General features: G+C 61.2%; 14 protein-coding genes. 7 read left to right on the forward strand and 7 right to left on the reverse strand.

The features are described from left to right. Position 1: 1 nt before the first annotated feature. The 5 genes from KGA89_RS03180 to gloB all read right to left on the reverse strand — a co-directional run bounded on the left by KGA89_RS03180 (position 2) and on the right by gloB (position 7,252). The gene (locus tag KGA89_RS03180) at positions 2 to 1,075 is read right to left on the reverse strand and encodes a microcin C ABC transporter permease YejB (protein WP_092198160.1); all 1,074 of its coding nucleotides are present in this window, start codon (positions 1,073 to 1,075) and stop codon (positions 2 to 4) included. Positions 1,076 to 1,079: 4 nt separating this feature from the next. Continuing rightward, the gene (locus KGA89_RS03185; protein WP_053162863.1) at positions 1,080 to 2,933 is read right to left on the reverse strand and encodes an extracellular solute-binding protein; all 1,854 of its coding nucleotides are present in this window, start codon (positions 2,931 to 2,933) and stop codon (positions 1,080 to 1,082) included. Beyond that, the gene (locus KGA89_RS03190) at positions 2,930 to 4,762 is read right to left on the reverse strand and encodes an extracellular solute-binding protein (RefSeq protein ID WP_263292950.1); all 1,833 of its coding nucleotides are present in this window, start codon (positions 4,760 to 4,762) and stop codon (positions 2,930 to 2,932) included. Before KGA89_RS03190 ends, KGA89_RS03185 begins: the two co-directional genes overlap by 4 nt. Before the next feature lie 174 nt (positions 4,763 to 4,936). Beyond that, entirely contained in the window at positions 4,937 to 6,385 is a 1,449-nt protein-coding gene (locus KGA89_RS03195; protein WP_223470573.1) for a transglycosylase SLT domain-containing protein, read from the reverse strand. Positions 6,386 to 6,484: 99 nt separating this feature from the next. Beyond that, positions 6,485 to 7,252 carry a hydroxyacylglutathione hydrolase gene (gloB, locus tag KGA89_RS03200; RefSeq protein ID WP_223470575.1) on the reverse strand — a complete coding sequence of 256 codons (768 nt, stop codon included), beginning with the start codon at positions 7,250 to 7,252 and terminating at the stop codon, positions 6,485 to 6,487. Between the two features lie 65 nt (positions 7,253 to 7,317). Here gloB and KGA89_RS03205 point away from each other — a divergent pair, with 65 nt between their 5' ends. The 4 genes from KGA89_RS03205 to KGA89_RS03220 all read left to right on the forward strand — a co-directional run bounded on the left by KGA89_RS03205 (position 7,318) and on the right by KGA89_RS03220 (position 10,501). Further along, positions 7,318 to 8,076, forward strand: coding sequence for a methyltransferase domain-containing protein (locus tag KGA89_RS03205; RefSeq protein ID WP_223470577.1), 759 nt, complete (start codon positions 7,318 to 7,320; stop codon positions 8,074 to 8,076). Positions 8,077 to 8,163: 87 nt separating this feature from the next. Next, positions 8,164 to 8,616, forward strand: a complete 453-nt coding sequence (rnhA, locus tag KGA89_RS03210) for a ribonuclease HI (protein ID WP_223470579.1) — start codon at positions 8,164 to 8,166, stop codon at positions 8,614 to 8,616. Positions 8,617 to 8,860: 244 nt separating this feature from the next. Beyond that, complete coding sequence (gene dnaQ / locus KGA89_RS03215) at positions 8,861 to 9,622, forward strand: DNA polymerase III subunit epsilon (protein ID WP_013693564.1); 762 nt, start codon at positions 8,861 to 8,863, stop codon at positions 9,620 to 9,622. 264 nt (positions 9,623 to 9,886) lie between these two features. Then, positions 9,887 to 10,501, forward strand: a complete 615-nt coding sequence (locus tag KGA89_RS03220) for a GNAT family N-acetyltransferase (RefSeq protein ID WP_223470580.1) — start codon at positions 9,887 to 9,889, stop codon at positions 10,499 to 10,501. On the opposite strand, the gene KGA89_RS03225 is transcribed toward KGA89_RS03220, so the two are convergent. Next, positions 10,467 to 11,360 (reverse strand): LysR family transcriptional regulator, encoded by an 894-nt coding sequence (locus KGA89_RS03225; protein WP_223470582.1) that lies wholly within the window; start codon positions 11,358 to 11,360, stop codon positions 10,467 to 10,469. The genes KGA89_RS03220 and KGA89_RS03225 overlap by 35 nt on opposite strands. Before the next feature lie 86 nt (positions 11,361 to 11,446). Then, complete coding sequence (locus tag KGA89_RS03230) at positions 11,447 to 11,710, reverse strand: hypothetical protein (protein WP_223470584.1); 264 nt, start codon at positions 11,708 to 11,710, stop codon at positions 11,447 to 11,449. A gap of 185 nt (positions 11,711 to 11,895) precedes the next feature. Between KGA89_RS03230 and KGA89_RS03235 the strand changes: the two genes are divergently transcribed. The 3 genes from KGA89_RS03235 to KGA89_RS03245 all read left to right on the forward strand — a co-directional run bounded on the left by KGA89_RS03235 (position 11,896) and on the right by KGA89_RS03245 (position 14,322). Then, entirely contained in the window at positions 11,896 to 12,453 is a 558-nt protein-coding gene (locus tag KGA89_RS03235; protein WP_003202716.1) for an NADPH-dependent FMN reductase, read from the forward strand. A gap of 197 nt (positions 12,454 to 12,650) precedes the next feature. After that, positions 12,651 to 13,001 (forward strand): metalloregulator ArsR/SmtB family transcription factor, encoded by a 351-nt coding sequence (locus KGA89_RS03240; RefSeq protein WP_223470586.1) that lies wholly within the window; start codon positions 12,651 to 12,653, stop codon positions 12,999 to 13,001. Between the two features lie 37 nt (positions 13,002 to 13,038). Beyond that, entirely contained in the window at positions 13,039 to 14,322 is a 1,284-nt protein-coding gene (locus KGA89_RS03245; protein WP_223470587.1) for an arsenic transporter, read from the forward strand. The last annotated feature ends 92 nt before the right edge of the window (positions 14,323 to 14,414 follow it).

The raw sequence follows: 14,414 nt of genomic DNA on the forward strand, positions 1-14,414 counted from the left end.
CTCAATGCTCCCGGCTTTCGAAGTCGATGCGTGGATCGACAAAGGTGTAGGTCAGATCGCCGATCAGCTTCACCACCAGCCCCAGCAAGGTGAAGATGAACAGGGTGCCGAACACCACCGGGTAGTCGCGGTTGATGGCCGCTTCGAAACTCATCAGGCCCAGGCCGTCGAGGGAGAAGATCACTTCCACCAGCAGGGAGCCGGTAAAGAAAATCCCGATGAATGCCGAAGGGAAGCCGGCGATCACCAGCAGCATGGCATTGCGGAATACGTGGCCGTAGAGCACTCGATGGCGGGTCAGGCCCTTGGCCTTGGCGGTGACCACGTATTGCTTGTTGATTTCGTCGAGGAAGCTGTTCTTGGTCAGCAGGGTCATGGTGGCGAAGTTACCGATCACCAGGGCGGTGACGGGCAAGGCCAGGTGCCAGAAGTAATCGAGGATCTTGCCGCCCATGCTCAATTCGTCGAAATTGTTGGAGGTCAGCCCGCGCAACGGGAACCAGTCGAAATAGCTGCCGCCGGCAAACACCACGATCAGCAGGATGGCGAACAGGAATGACGGGATCGCGTAGCCGACGATGATGGCCGAGCTGGTCCAGACATCGAAATGGCTGCCGTGCCGCGTCGCCTTGGCGATCCCTAGCGGGATCGACACCAGGTACATGATCAGCGTGCTCCACAACCCCAGGGAGATGGACACCGGCATCTTTTCCTTGATCAGGTCGATGACCTTGGCGTCGCGGAAGAAACTGTCGCCGAAGTCCAGGTGGGCGTAGTTCTTGATCATGATCCACAGGCGTTCGGGTGCCGACTTGTCGAAGCCGTACATGCGCTCGATTTCCTTGACCAGCCCCGGGTCCAGGCCCTGGGCGCCGCGGTAGGAGGAGCCTGCCACCGACACTTCGGCACCGCCGCCGGCAATGCGGCTGGTGGCGCCCTCGAAGCCCTCGAGCTTGGCGATCATCTGTTCCACCGGCCCGCCGGGTGCGGCCTGGATGATGACGAAGTTGATCAGCAGAATGCCGAACAGGGTCGGGATGATCAGCAGCAGTCGCCGAAAAATATAAGCCAGCATTTCGTTACTCCACGCTCGCAGGGGCGGCGATTTGCTGCTCGATGACCTGCTTCTCTACTTCATCGGCCGGCTTGACCTCCGGCTTGACCCACCAGGTGGTGGTGCCGATGTCATAGGTGGGCGTGATTTTCGGATGGCCGATGTGGTTCCAGTAGGCCACGCGCCAGGTCTTGATGTGCCAGTTCGGGATCACGTAGTAGCCCCATTGCAAGACCCGGTCCAGCGCACGGGCGTGGGCCACCAGGCTCTTGCGCGAATCGGCGTTGATCAGTTGTTCCACCAACTGGTCCACGGCCGGATCTTTCAGGCCCATGGTGTTGCGGCTGCCGGGCTTGTCGGCGGCGGCGGACATCCAGAACTCGCGTTGTTCGTTACCCGGCGAACTGGATTGCGGGAAGCTGCCCACCACCAGGTCGAAGTCCCGGGAACGCACGCGGTTGATGTACTGGGACACGTCCACGCGGCGGATCACCAGGTCGATGCCCAGGTCGCTCAGGTTGCGCTTGAACGGCAGCAGCACCCGTTCGAACTCGGTCTGGGCCAGCAGGAACTCCAGCACCACCGGTTTGCCCTGGGCATCGACCATCTTGTCGTCGACGATGCGCCAGCCGGCCTCTTGCAGCAATTGGTAGGCCTTGCGCTGCTGGTCGCGGATCATGCCGCTGCCGTCGCACATCGATGGCTGGAAGGCGTCAGTGAAGACCTGTTCGGGAATCTTGCCGCGCAGGGGCTCGAGGATCTTCAACTCGTCTTCGCCGGGCAGGCCGGTGGCGGCCATTTCCGAATTCTCGAAATAGCTGCGGGTGCGGGCGTAGGCGCCGTTGAACAGTTGCTTGTTGGTCCACTCGAAGTCCAGCAGCAGGCTCAAGGCCTTGCGCACCCGTATGTCCTGGAAGATCGGCCGGCGCAGGTTGTAGACAAAGCCTTGCATGCCGGTGGGGTTGCCGTTGGGGATCTGCTCCTTGATCAACCGGCCTTCGGTCACGGCCGGGATGTTGTAGGCATTGGCCCAGTTCTTGGCGGTCATCTCCAGCCAGAAATCGAACTGACCGGCTTTCAAGGCCTCGACCGCGACGGTGTTGTCGCGGTAGTAGTCGGTAGTCAGTACGTCGAAATTATAGAAGCCGCGATTGACCGGCAGGTCCTTGCCCCAGTAATCCTTCACCCGCTCATAACGGATCGAGCGTCCGGCCTTCACTTCGGCGACCTTGTAGGGACCGCTGCCGAGGGGGATCTCCAGGTTGCCCTTGCTGAAGTCGCGCTCGGCCCACCAGTGTTTCGGCAATACCGGCAGTTGGCCGAGGATCAACGGCAGCTCACGATTGTTAGTATGCTTGAACTTGAACAAAACCTTGAGCGGGTCTTCGGCGATGACGTCGGCGACGTCGCTGTAATAACCACGAAACATCGGCGCGCCGTCCTTGGTCAGGGTCTGGAAGCTGAAGACCACGTCCTCGGCGCGCACCGGATGACCATCGTTGAAACGGGCTTCGGGACGCAGGTAGAAACGTACCCAGCCATTGTCCGGGGCTTTCTCGATTTTTTCGGCGATCAGGCCATATTCGGTGAACGGTTCGTCCAGGCCCTGCTTGGCCAGGGTGTCGTAGATCAGGCCGATGTCGTCGGCCGGTACACCTTTGCTGATGAACGGGTTGAGGCTGTCGAAGCCGCCAAAACCGCCCTGGCGGAAGATCCCGCCTTTGGGCGCGTCCGGGTTGACGTAGTCGAAATGCTGAAAGTTCGCCGGATACTTCGGCGGCTCGTTGTACAAGGTCACGGCATGCTGCGGCGCGGCACAAGCCAGCCCGGCGAATAACAGGCTGCTGGCCTGCAGGAGCAGGGCACGTAGAGGCTTCATTGATCTTTCTCCGAAGATTTCAGCCACCATGCGCTCAGGCCCAGGGTGTAGGGCGGCGTGGTGACGAAGGCGAACCGGTTGCGGTACGCCAGGCGATGATAATTGAGATACCAGTTGGGAATGCAGTAATGCTGCCACAGCAGCACGCGATCCAGGGCCTTGCCGGCGGCGACCTGTTCGTCGCGGGTCTGGGCGGCGAGCAGCTTTTCCAGCAGATGATCGACCACAGGGTTGGCGATCCCGGCGTAGTTCTTGCTGCCCTTGACCCCGACCTGGCTGGAGTGGAAGTACTGCCATTGCTCGAGGCCCGGGCTGAGGGTCTGGTTCAAGGTCAGCAGGATCATGTCGAAGTCGAACTGGTCCAGGCGCTGCTTGTACTGGGCGCGGTCCACCGTGCGCAGCCGGGCCTGGATGCCGATGCTGGCGAGGTTCTCGACGTAGGGTTGCAGGATGCGCTCCAGGTTCGGGTTCACCAGCAGGATTTCGAAGCTCAGGGGCTGGCTGTCGGCGTTCAGCAGGCGTTGGCCGTTGAGGCTCCAACCGGCTTCCTTCAATAACCCCAGGGCTTTGCGCAGGGTTTCCCGGGGGATGCCGCGACCGTCGGTCTTGGGCAAGCTGAAGGGTTCGGTGAGCAGTTTGGGCGGCAATTGTTCCCGGTATGGCTTGAGCAGCAGCCATTCATGGCCCACCGGCAGGCCGGTGGCGGAAAACTCGCTGTTGGGGTAATAACTGAGGGTGCGCTTGTAGGCGCCGCTGAACAGGGTGCGGTTGGTCCACTCGAAATCGAACATCAGCCCCAGGGCTTCACGTACCTTGACCTCGGCAAACGTGCCGCGTCGGGTGTTCATGAACAGGCCCTGGGTCTGGGTCGGGATCTGGTGGGGAATCTGCGCCTTGATCACGTCGCCGCGCTTGATCGCCGGAAAGTCATAGCCGTTGGCCCAGTTCTTGGCCTGGTGTTCGATGTAGATGTCGAACTCGCCGGCCTTGAAGGCTTCGAAGGCAACTTCGCTGTCACGATAGAACTCCACGTCCATGCGGTCGTAGTTGTACTTGCCACGATTGACCGGCAGGTCCTTGCCCCAGTAATCCTTGACCCGTTCGAACACCAGTTGGCGGCCTGGTTGCACTTTGGTGATGCGATACGGCCCGCTGCCCAGGGGCGGTTCGAAGGTCGTTGCCTTGAAATCGCGGCCTTTCCAGTAATGCTGGGGCAACACCGGCAGTTCACCCAGGCGCAGGATCAGCAGCGGATTGCCCGCGCGCTTGAAGACAAAGCGGATTCTCAGTGGATTGAGAATGTCGACACGCAGCACTTCCTGCAGGTTGGTGCGGTATTGCGGGTGACCGTCCTTGAGCAGCGTCCTGTAGGAGAACGCCACGTCATAGGCGGTGATGGGCACGCCATCGTGAAACCGCGCTTCGGGGCGCAGGTTGAACACCACCCAACTGCGGTCTTCGCTGTATTCCACCGACTGGGCGATCAGGCCGTAGCTCGACGTCGGTTCATCACCGGACGGCGCGTACTGGCCGGTGCCGACCATCAGTGGTTCGTTCAGCTCATTGATGCCGTATTGCAGGAAATTGGGTGTGGAAACCGGGCTGCTGCCCTTGAACGTGTAGGGGTTGAGCGTATCGAAGGTGCCGAATGCCATGACTCGCAAGACACCGCCCTTGGGCGCTTGCGGGTTGACCCAGTCGAAGTGGGTGAATCTGGCCGGGTACTTGAGCGTGCCGAACTGCGCATAGCCATGGCTTTCGCTGATGGCTGCGCTGGCGGGAGAGCTCAAGGCCAGGCTGATCAGGAGCAAGAGGAGGGGACGTATCAAGTCTGAGATCCGATCCAGGCGGCTTGGGCTTTTATGGCCTGTACAGTAACAGCTTGTATCGGCAGGAAAAAGGCGGGGTTTAGCGGGGATGCCAGTCAGCTAAGCGGATACCTGTGGGAGCAAGGCTTGCCCCCACAGATGAGTTCCCTCACCACACAAAGCTCCCCGGTCACCTCAGTGCGGGGAGTAGACCGTCAGCATCTGTCCAGGCTTGAGTGCCTTGCCCATCCGCGGGTTCCAGCGCTTGAGGTGCTGCATTTCCACGTTGAAGCGCTTGGCGACCACGTACAGCGAATCACCTTGCTTGACCTTGTATTGGGTCTGCTTCTTCTGGTCCTTGCTATTGGCGGCCACCACGGTACTGATGCGCTTGCCGGTGGTCTTGCTGGCCTTGGCGTCCTGCATCACCAGGGTCTGGCCGACCTTGAGCTTGTTGCCGCTGAGTTTGTTCCAGCGTTGCAAGTCTTTGGTCTGGACGTTGTTGGCCTTGGCGATCTGGGCGAGGTTTTCGCCGCGCTTGACACGGTAGGTTCGCCGGGCGCCTTCCACGTCGCTGTCGTCGGCTGTCTCGAACACCGGCTTGAGCGAGCGCTGGCTGATCAGCTCTTCGGGGCGCATGGTCGACAGGCTGGCGGTCAGCAACTGGGCCTTGGACGTGGGCACCAGCAGGTGCTGGGGGCCGTCGATGGTGGTGCGCTGCTTGAAGGCCGGGTTGAGCTGGAACAGCTCGTCTTCGTCGATGTTGGCCACCGCCGCGACCTTGGACAGGTCCATGCGCTGGTTGATCTCGACGACCTGGAAATAGGGTTCGTTGGCGATCGGGTTGAGGTTCACGCCATAGGCATCGGGCGAGAGCACCACCTGGGACAGCGCCAGCAACTTCGGCACATAGGCCTGGGTTTCGCTGGGCAGCGGCAGGTTCCAGTAGTCGGTGGGCAGGCCAAGCTTCTCGTTGCGCTCGATGGCGCGGCTGACCGTACCCTCGCCGGCGTTGTAGGCGGCCAGCGCCAGCAACCAGTCGCCGTTGAACATGTCGTGCAGGCGCGTCAGGTAGTCCAGGGCGGCCGTGGTGGAGGCGGTGATATCGCGACGCCCGTCATAGAAGCGGGTCTGGCGCAGGTTGAAGTAACGCCCCGTGGACGGGATGAATTGCCACAGGCCCACTGCGTTGGCCCGGGAATAGGCCATGGGGTTGTAGGCACTCTCGATCACCGGCAGCAACGCCAGCTCCAGCGGCATGTTGCGCTCTTCGAGGCGTTCGACGATGTAATGGATGTACAGGCTGCCACGCTCACCGGCGTTTTCCATGAAGGAAGGGTTGCTGGCGAACCACAGGCGCTGTTGCTCGATACGTGGATTGACGCCGGCCGTTTCCTGCAGCTGGAAACCCTGGCGCATGCGCTCCCAGACGTCCTGGGGTACTTGAGGGCTGGGTTTCTCACTGAGCCATACCGGCTTCTGTTTGGCGCGAGCGGCGATATTCGGCGTGTGCGCCGCGTCGGTCTGCGGCAGCTGGCTCGTGCTCTGGCAGCCCGCCAATGTGGCGGACACGGCCACCGCAATGGCTTGAGCCAAGCGGGTCAATGTGTCTGACTGGACGGACCTGCGTATAGATGACGACATTGGCTGGAAGTAAGTTCCGGGCAAAAATGTCGGCCGATTCTAGGAAGCGCACCCCAACAGGTCAACCTTTCAGAATTTTTGTATCAATCGATAGCTGCCTTAGAACGTATCTTTCCAAGCCCTCAAGGCCGCAAAAACCTCACTCGGCGTCTGGTTTCGCTGGCCGTTCCGTTCGTCTGCTTTTTGTTTAACAGATGTTTCAGTCGTGCGCAGGAACGGGTTGGTGAGTTTTTCCAGGGCCAGGGTCGAGGGTAGCGTCATGATGCCTTCGCTGCGTTGCTGGCTGACTTTTTCCAGGCGGGCGGCGACGTCCGGGTTGCCGGGCTCCACGGCGGCGGCGAACTTCAGGTTGCTGAGGGTATATTCATGGGTGCAGTAGACCAGCGTATCTTCAGGCAGGGCGGCGAGGCGACTGAGCGAATGGTGCATTTGCGCAGGCGTGCCTTCGAAGAGCCGGCCGCAACCGGCGGCGAACAGGGTGTCGCCACAGAACAGCAGGCCGTGATGGTAGTAGGCGATGTGCCCCAGGGTATGGCCAGGCACGGCATAGACATCGAAGTCCCAGCCGAGCACGCTGACCTTGTCGTTATCATGCAGGGCCTTGTCCCGCGCCGGGATGTTTTCGCTGGCCGGACCGTAAACGGTGGCGTTCGTCGCATTCTTCAGCGCCTGGACGCCGCCGACATGATCATGGTGATGGTGGGTGATCAGGATGTCGCTCAGGACCCAGCCCGGATGGGTCTCGAGCCAGGCCTGCACCGGCGCGGCGTCACCCGGGTCGACCACGGCGCAGCGCTGGGTGGCGTGGTCCTGTAACAACCAGATGTAGTTATCGGTGAATGCGGGCAGGGCACTGATCTGTATCATCGTGGAATTCGCCAAGCGGAAAACAAAGGCGCATCTTAGAACTTCCTGACGCGTTGGAGAATGCAATGACCGATGAAGCGTTCGCTCAGGCTGATCCTGACTGGCTGGCGTTGATCAGCGCCGCCCGTGAATGGCTGTCCGGCCCTGTCGGGCAATTTTTGCTGGAAGAAGAACGGCACATGCTCGAAGACGAGTTGGGCCGGTTCTTCGGCGGCTACCTGGTGCACTACGGGCCTTCGGCGCAAACGCCGCCGTCGGCACCGCAAGTCCAGCGCAACGTGCGCCTGGGAGCGCCGTTGCCCGGGGTGGAAATCGTTTGCGAAGAGCAGGCCTGGCCGTTGAGCGAGCATGCCGCCGACGTGGTGCTCATGCAGCACGGCCTGGATTTCTGCCTGTCGCCCCACGGTCTGTTGCGTGAAGCCGCCAGCAGCGTGCGCCCCGGTGGGCACCTGTTGATCATCGGCATCAATCCCTGGAGCGCTTGGGGCTTGCGTCATGTGTTTGCCCACGACGCCTTGCGCCAGGCCCGCTGCATCTCGGCGTCGAGGGTCGGCGACTGGCTGAACCTGCTGGGCTTTGCGCTGGAGAAACGCCGCTTCGGGTGCTATCGTCCGCCGCTTGCGTCGCCCAAGTGGCAGGCGCGCCTGGCCGGCTGGGAGCGCAAGGCCGGTGACTGGCAGCTGTCCGGCGGCGGTTTCTACCTGTTGGTGGCACGCAAGATCGCGGTCGGGCTGCGCCCGGTGCGCCAGGCGCGACGCGAGCCGATGGGCAAGCTGATTCCCTTGCCAATGGCCAAGGTCAATCGTCGCCATATCGAGCCGTAACCTTTTTCGATGGTTCTTGCCGGCATTGGGCTGCGGGTGTTGTCGGGCCCGATCGGCGGGCCTTTGCATTTTTTTGGATAGATTGGCATGAGCGATAGCGTAGAACTCTTCACTGATGGCGCCTGCAAGGGCAACCCCGGTCCAGGCGGCTGGGGCGCGTTGCTGGTGTGCAAGGGCGTGGAGAAGGAACTCTGGGGCGGCGAAACCAATACCACCAACAATCGCATGGAGCTGATGGGCGCCATCCGTGGCCTGGAAGAGCTCAAGCGGCCTTGCGATGTGTTGCTGGTGACCGACTCGCAGTACGTCATGAAGGGCATCAACGAGTGGATGGCGAACTGGAAGAAACGTGGCTGGAAGACGGCGGCGAAGGAACCGGTGAAAAACGCCGACCTCTGGAAGCTGCTGGATGAACAGGTCAGCCGCCACAACGTCACCTGGAAATGGGTGCGCGGCCACATCGGCCACCACGGCAACGAACGGGCCGACCAGTTGGCCAATCGTGGGGTCGATGAGGTTCGGGGCTACAAGCAGGCCTGATTCAGCCGGATGTACCCTCCTGTGACGAGGCGCTTGTGTGGGAGCAAAGCTTGCTCGCGACACAGGCGCCCCGGTTTTCCTGAAAGACCGCGTGATCTTCATCGCGAGCAAGCTTTGCTCCCACAGTGTTTGCTTTCGCTCATCACTTGCTTCCACCAGCCTGGCTCCCAGGTAAATCCCCTTGCCACAAGAGCGTGTTAAGATCCGCGCTTTTGCAAGACTGCCCGCTGAGAGCTGAACACTGATGGCCAACAGATCTGTAGTACTGGATACCGAAACCACCGGCATGCCGGTGACCGATGGTCACCGGATTATTGAAATCGGTTGTGTCGAGCTGATCGGCCGGCGCCTGACCGGTCGCCATTTCCACGTTTACCTGCAACCGGATCGCGAAAGTGACGAGGGCGCCATCGGCGTGCACGGCATCACCAACGAATTTCTGGTGGGCAAGCCGCGTTTCGCCGAAGTGGCCGATGAGTTCTTCGAATTCATCCAGGGCGCGCAGTTGATCATCCACAACGCGGCGTTCGACGTCGGGTTCATCAACAACGAATTCGCCCTGATGGGCCAGCACGACCGGGCTGACATTACCCAGCATTGCACCATCCTCGATACCCTGATGATGGCCCGGGAACGTCACCCTGGGCAGCGCAACAGCCTCGACGCCCTGTGCAAGCGCTACGGCGTCGACAACTCCGGTCGTGAACTGCACGGCGCCTTGCTCGACTCCGAGATCCTGGCCGACGTCTACCTGACCATGACCGGCGGCCAGACCAGCCTGTCCCTGGCCGGTAACGCCTCGGACGGCAACGGTACCGGTGAAGGCTCTGGCAACCAGGCCACGGAAATCCGGCGTTTGCCCGCTGACCGCCAGCCATCGCGGATTATCCGCGCCAGCGAAAGCGACCTGGCCGAACATGCCGCGCGTCTGGAAGCCATCGCCAAGTCCGCAGGTGCTCCGGCATTGTGGACGCAGTTGGCCGAGTCGCAGGCTACGGCGAACTGACCCCTTGTGGGAGCGGGCTTGCTCGCGAAAGCGGTGAGTCAGTTTGCATCGATGCCAAAGGTGCCGCCGTATTCGCGAGCAAGCCCGCTCCCACAAAGACTGTCACTCTCTTTCGTTTCATTTCTCGCCACAATCGCCACGACCTTCTAACCTGAGGTAACGGGCAGGCTACGGATCCCGCTTGATGTGTGAAGATTTGAAAGGCAAGGGCAATGGATGGCACCACGCCGTTGGTTGTCTCAAGGAATGAGGACCTTCCCCAGTATGCAACCGGTCATGAATCCCAAACACCCCGGGTTGTCGGTGCGCATCGTCGATGACGGCTTTGCCGCCTATATCTGGGGCAGCGACTTCAGCTTCGAAGTCAGCGACTACGCGACGGCGCAGATCGGCCGGCCCGTCAACCAATGGGCGGTGACGCCCATTGTTCCCTATCGCAAGTGCTATGGCATCGATCCCGAGGAATTCAGCAGCTTCCGCAATGCCCCGGACAGCGAGATCTTCATGGCTTATCTCGACGACCAGCCCGTGGGGCATCTGGTGGTCAGTACCAACTGGAACGGCTATGCCCACATCGACGAGTTGGCGGTGCATGCGCCGGCCCGTCGCCACGGGGTGGCCAAGGCGTTGCTCGATGTCGCCCAGTTCTGGAGTCGCAAGAAAAAACTGCCGGGCATCATGCTCGAGACCCAGAACAACAATCTGGGTGCCTGCCGGCTCTATGAGCGTTGCGGCTACGTGCTCGGCGGTATCGATCACCTGCGCTATCGCGGCATTGACCGGCATACCGACGAAGTGGCGTTGTTCTGGTACCGGCTGTTCGATGATCCGCTGGGCATGTCGATCAGTGGCTCAGCAACGCCTCGGCTTGTTCCGTAACCCGTTCCAGCAGCGATTGGACGGCGGGTGAGGGCTGCGTGCCGTTCAGGCTCAGGGCATAGAGACCGATCGCAATGGCGGGTGATACCGGGCAGACGTCCAGGCCACTGCCCTTGGCGCCCGAGGCCGTGAACGGGTCGACGATGGCAAGGCCTTCGCCGGCCTCGACCATGACACGCATCATCTGATGGGTCTGGACGCGGATCTGGATCATTGGCGCCGGACGCAGCGCCGCCAGTTTATGCTCGAAGGCAGGGCTCAGCGGGTCATGGCCATCCAGGCCTACCAACGGCTGGCCCGCCAGGTCCTGGAGCGAAATGTATTTCTGTCGTGGTTGCAGCCAGCCGTGAGGTGCCAGCAATTGCAGTTTGCCCTGGGCGATCATCTGGCAATGAATGTCGGGGTGTTCGGGGTCGTGCAAGCTCAGGCCCAGGTCGCTTTCACGCAACAGCAGGCTGTGGACGATGTCGCGGGTCGGTTGGCTGAGCAGGGTGCACGGCGCATCCGGATGGCGGCGACGCATGGCGGCAATGCTCTGGGGCAACAACTGCTGGGCCAGCGGCGGGGTGCAGATAATGCGCAAGGGTGGCGCCTGATAGTGTTTCAGGCTGCTGGCCAGGCGCTGCACCGGTTCGAGGGTGTCGTACACCCGCGTGATGCCGTCGCGCAGTTCGAGGGTTTCCCGGGTGGCCTGCAGGCGCCCGCGCACGCTGGCAAACAGCATGAAGCCCAGCTGGGCCTCGGCATCGCGCAGGATCGCCTCGACCTCCGCCACCGGCAGTTGCAGCCACTCGGCCGCCGTGCCGAGGTGACCGGTCTGCAGCAGCGCCTGGATCACTTCGATGTGGCGTAAACGCATGCAAGAAGTCCATGTTCGGCGGGTGAGCCATTGAGTGGCTGAATCCTAACCCAAGTCCGGGCACGACTTCTGCTCATAACTGCCGGTTATGAAGCTATTTGCGTTTCAGTGGGTGTTTGCACCTGCAGTGGCGTTTCCGGTTCGCGCGTCAATTCGATTTGAGATTGCACCAGCATAAATTTGCCGTCTTCGAGTTTATTGACTCGATCACCGATGGCCAGCTTATAAGTGGTGACAGGCTCCTTGCCGTTTCCGTCGGGCGACGGGGTCGATTCCTGAAACTCATGCACTGAGTAGACGCGACCTTCGGCGTCCCGCGCATGAAATTGTCCGACAAGTACTGCTGCCATTGCTTAGAACCTCTGGAAATAAATCACTCGATTTGCGGTTCTGTAGACCTTGGTCAAGCGCGGTAAGTTTTCCTACATGAAAAAAATAGTCCAGCCGACAGGTTTTCGTCGCTCCGCTGGTCCAATTGTCACCCCGATCATCTATAACTACAGGCTCCTTTGAGCCGATAGTCGAGAAGCCTCTCATGAGTAATGTCTACACAGTGGCCGTTTTAGTGGGCAGCCTGCGCAAGGCATCGATCAACCGTAAGGTCGCGCTGGCACTGGCTGACCTGGCGCCAGCCAACCTCAAGCTGAACATCGTCGAGATCGGCGAGTTGCCGCTCTACAACGAAGACATCGATGTTTCCCCTCCGGCAGCCTACAGCACTTTCCGTCAGCAGGTGGGCGCGGCCGACGCTTTGTTGTTCGTCACGCCTGAGTACAACCGCTCGGTACCTGCGCCGCTGAAAAACGCCATCGACGTCGGCTCGCGTCCCTACGGCCAGAGTTGCCTGAGTGGCAAGCCGGGCGCGGTGATCAGTGCTTCGCCGGGCGCCATCGGTGGTTTTGGTGCCAACCATCATTTGCGCCAGTCGCTGGTATTCCTTGATGTTCCCTGCATGCAGCAGCCGGAAGCCTACCTGAGCGGTGCCGGGACGGCGTTTGACGAGGCGGGCAACCTGTCGGAGTCGGTACGGCCCTTCCTGCAGACGTTCATCAATGCCTACGGCAAGTGGGTCGAGCAACACAAGAAGGCTTGATGCTCCTCTGGACTTAAGGCAAGGCACCTTTGTGGTGAAGTGACTTTCTGTGGGAGCAAGGCCTTGCTCCCACAGGCCTCGCGCCCACAGTGGGATACATTCCCTCATCGCGGATGCATCGACAATCCAATCCCCGCTTTACTGGATATTCGAATTTCCATATATTCGCCCTTCGCTCATCCAGGCCTTCCTTCGCCATGTCTGATTCCCACAACCCTGTCCATGTCTTCAAGGCGCTGGCCGATGACACCCGTACGCGCATTGCGCTGCTGGTGGCCCGTGAAGGCGAGTTGTGTGTCTGTGAGCTCACCGCCGCGCTGAGCCTGAGCCAGCCGAAGATTTCCCGGCACCTGGCGCAGTTGCGTAACGCCGGCCTGCTCAGCGACCGGCGCCAGGGGCAATGGGTTTACTACCGTCTGCATCCGCAGTTGCCGGCCTGGGTCAGCACTTTGCTGGCGCAGGCGTTGGCGGCCAACACGGCGTGGCTGATGGCGGATGTCGAGCGTTTGGGTGCCATGGCTGATCGTCCGGTGGCGCGTTGCTGCTGATTTCCTCTTTTCTATCCTTCTTTCAAGGCTGTTGCGCATGCTGATCGCGTCATTGATTTTCCTGCTGACCATTACGTTGGTGATCTGGCAGCCCAAGGGGCTTGGCGTCGGCTGGAGCGCGACGCTCGGCGCGCTGCTGGCGTTGTTGAGCGGGGTGGTGCAGGTCGGCGACATTGCGCTGGTCTGGCAGATCATCTGGAACGCCACCGGTACGTTTGTCGCGCTGATCATCATCAGCCTGCTGCTGGACGAGGCCGGCTTCTTCGCCTGGGCGGCCTTGTACGTGGCCCGTTGGGGAAAGGGCAGCGGGCGCAAGCTGTTTGCGTTCATGGTGCTGCTGGGCGCGCTGGTGTCGGCCCTGTTTGCCAATGACGGGGCGGCGTTGATCCTGACGCCCATCGTGATTTCGATGCTGCTGGCGTTGCGGTTTTCCCCGGCGGCGACCCTGGCATTCGTGATGGGTGCCGGCTTCATTGCCGACAGCGCGAGCCTGCCGCTGGTGGTGTCGAACCTGGTGAACATCGTCTCGGCGGACTTCTTCGGCATTGGCTTCAACCGCTACGCGGCGGTCATGGTGCCGGTGAACCTGGTCAGTGTCGCGGCCAGCCTGGCGATCTTGCTGTGGTTCTTTCGTCGCGACATCCCGCGCGACTACGACCCCGCTCAACTGGATGATCCGGCGACGGCGATCCACGACAAGGCAACGTTTTATGCCGGCTGGGTGGTGCTGGTGATCCTGCTGCTGGGCTGCTTTGCGCTGGAGCCGCTGGGGATTCCCATCAGCGCGATTTCCGCGGTCTGTGCTGCGTTGCTGCTGGCTGTCGCGGCCCGCGGCCACAAGATTTCCACCCGCAAGGTGATGAAGGAAGCGCCCTGGCAGATCGTGATTTTCTCCCTCGGCATGTACCTGGTGGTCTATGGCCTGCGCAACGCCGGGTTGACCGGCTACCTGGCCCATTGGCTCGACGGCTTCGCCGAATATGGCGTGTGGGGTGCGGCCATGGGCACCGGCGTGCTGACGGCGTTGCTCTCGTCGGCCATGAACAATTTGCCGACGGTGCTGGTCGGCGCCTTGTCCATCGATGCCAGCCAGGCCACCGGGGTGGTGAAGGAGGCGATGATCTACGCCAACGTCATCGGCAGCGACCTGGGCCCGAAAATCACCCCGATCGGCAGCCTGGCGACTTTGCTGTGGCTGCATGTGCTGGAGCGCAAGAACATCCAGATCGGCTGGGGGTACTACTTCAAGGTCGGGATCGTACTGACAGTGCCGGTGTTGCTGGTGACATTGGCAGCGCTGGCGGTGCGGTTGTCACTCTAGACCGAGTTGGCTTCATCGCGAGCAAGCTCGCTCCCACATTGGAATGCATTCTCCTCTATGAATGTGCTCCCCTGTGGGAGCGAGCTTGCTCG

Source organism: Pseudomonas sp. A-RE-22 (genome assembly GCF_019956035.1).
Taxonomy (GTDB): domain Bacteria; phylum Pseudomonadota; class Gammaproteobacteria; order Pseudomonadales; family Pseudomonadaceae; genus Aquipseudomonas; species Aquipseudomonas brassicacearum.

What these genes read in the sequence shown, in the direction of transcription:
- KGA89_RS03245 (WP_223470587.1), top strand. Translation starts at nt 13,039, where the DNA reads ATGCTGATCGCGTCATTGATTTTCCTGCTGACCATTACGTTGGTGATC.
- KGA89_RS03180 (WP_092198160.1), bottom strand. Translation starts at nt 1,075, where the DNA reads ATGCTGGCTTATATTTTTCGGCGACTGCTGCTGATCATCCCGACCCTG.
- KGA89_RS03240 (WP_223470586.1), top strand. Translation starts at nt 12,651, where the DNA reads ATGTCTGATTCCCACAACCCTGTCCATGTCTTCAAGGCGCTGGCCGAT.
- KGA89_RS03195 (WP_223470573.1), bottom strand. Translation starts at nt 6,385, where the DNA reads ATGTCGTCATCTATACGCAGGTCCGTCCAGTCAGACACATTGACCCGC.
- dnaQ (WP_013693564.1), top strand. Translation starts at nt 8,861, where the DNA reads ATGGCCAACAGATCTGTAGTACTGGATACCGAAACCACCGGCATGCCG.
- KGA89_RS03205 (WP_223470577.1), top strand. Translation starts at nt 7,318, where the DNA reads ATGACCGATGAAGCGTTCGCTCAGGCTGATCCTGACTGGCTGGCGTTG.
- KGA89_RS03185 (WP_053162863.1), bottom strand. Translation starts at nt 2,933, where the DNA reads ATGAAGCCTCTACGTGCCCTGCTCCTGCAGGCCAGCAGCCTGTTATTC.
- rnhA (WP_223470579.1), top strand. Translation starts at nt 8,164, where the DNA reads ATGAGCGATAGCGTAGAACTCTTCACTGATGGCGCCTGCAAGGGCAAC.
- KGA89_RS03235 (WP_003202716.1), top strand. Translation starts at nt 11,896, where the DNA reads ATGAGTAATGTCTACACAGTGGCCGTTTTAGTGGGCAGCCTGCGCAAG.
- gloB (WP_223470575.1), bottom strand. Translation starts at nt 7,252, where the DNA reads ATGATACAGATCAGTGCCCTGCCCGCATTCACCGATAACTACATCTGG.
- KGA89_RS03220 (WP_223470580.1), top strand. Translation starts at nt 9,887, where the DNA reads ATGCAACCGGTCATGAATCCCAAACACCCCGGGTTGTCGGTGCGCATC.
- KGA89_RS03230 (WP_223470584.1), bottom strand. Translation starts at nt 11,710, where the DNA reads ATGGCAGCAGTACTTGTCGGACAATTTCATGCGCGGGACGCCGAAGGT.
- KGA89_RS03225 (WP_223470582.1), bottom strand. Translation starts at nt 11,360, where the DNA reads ATGCGTTTACGCCACATCGAAGTGATCCAGGCGCTGCTGCAGACCGGT.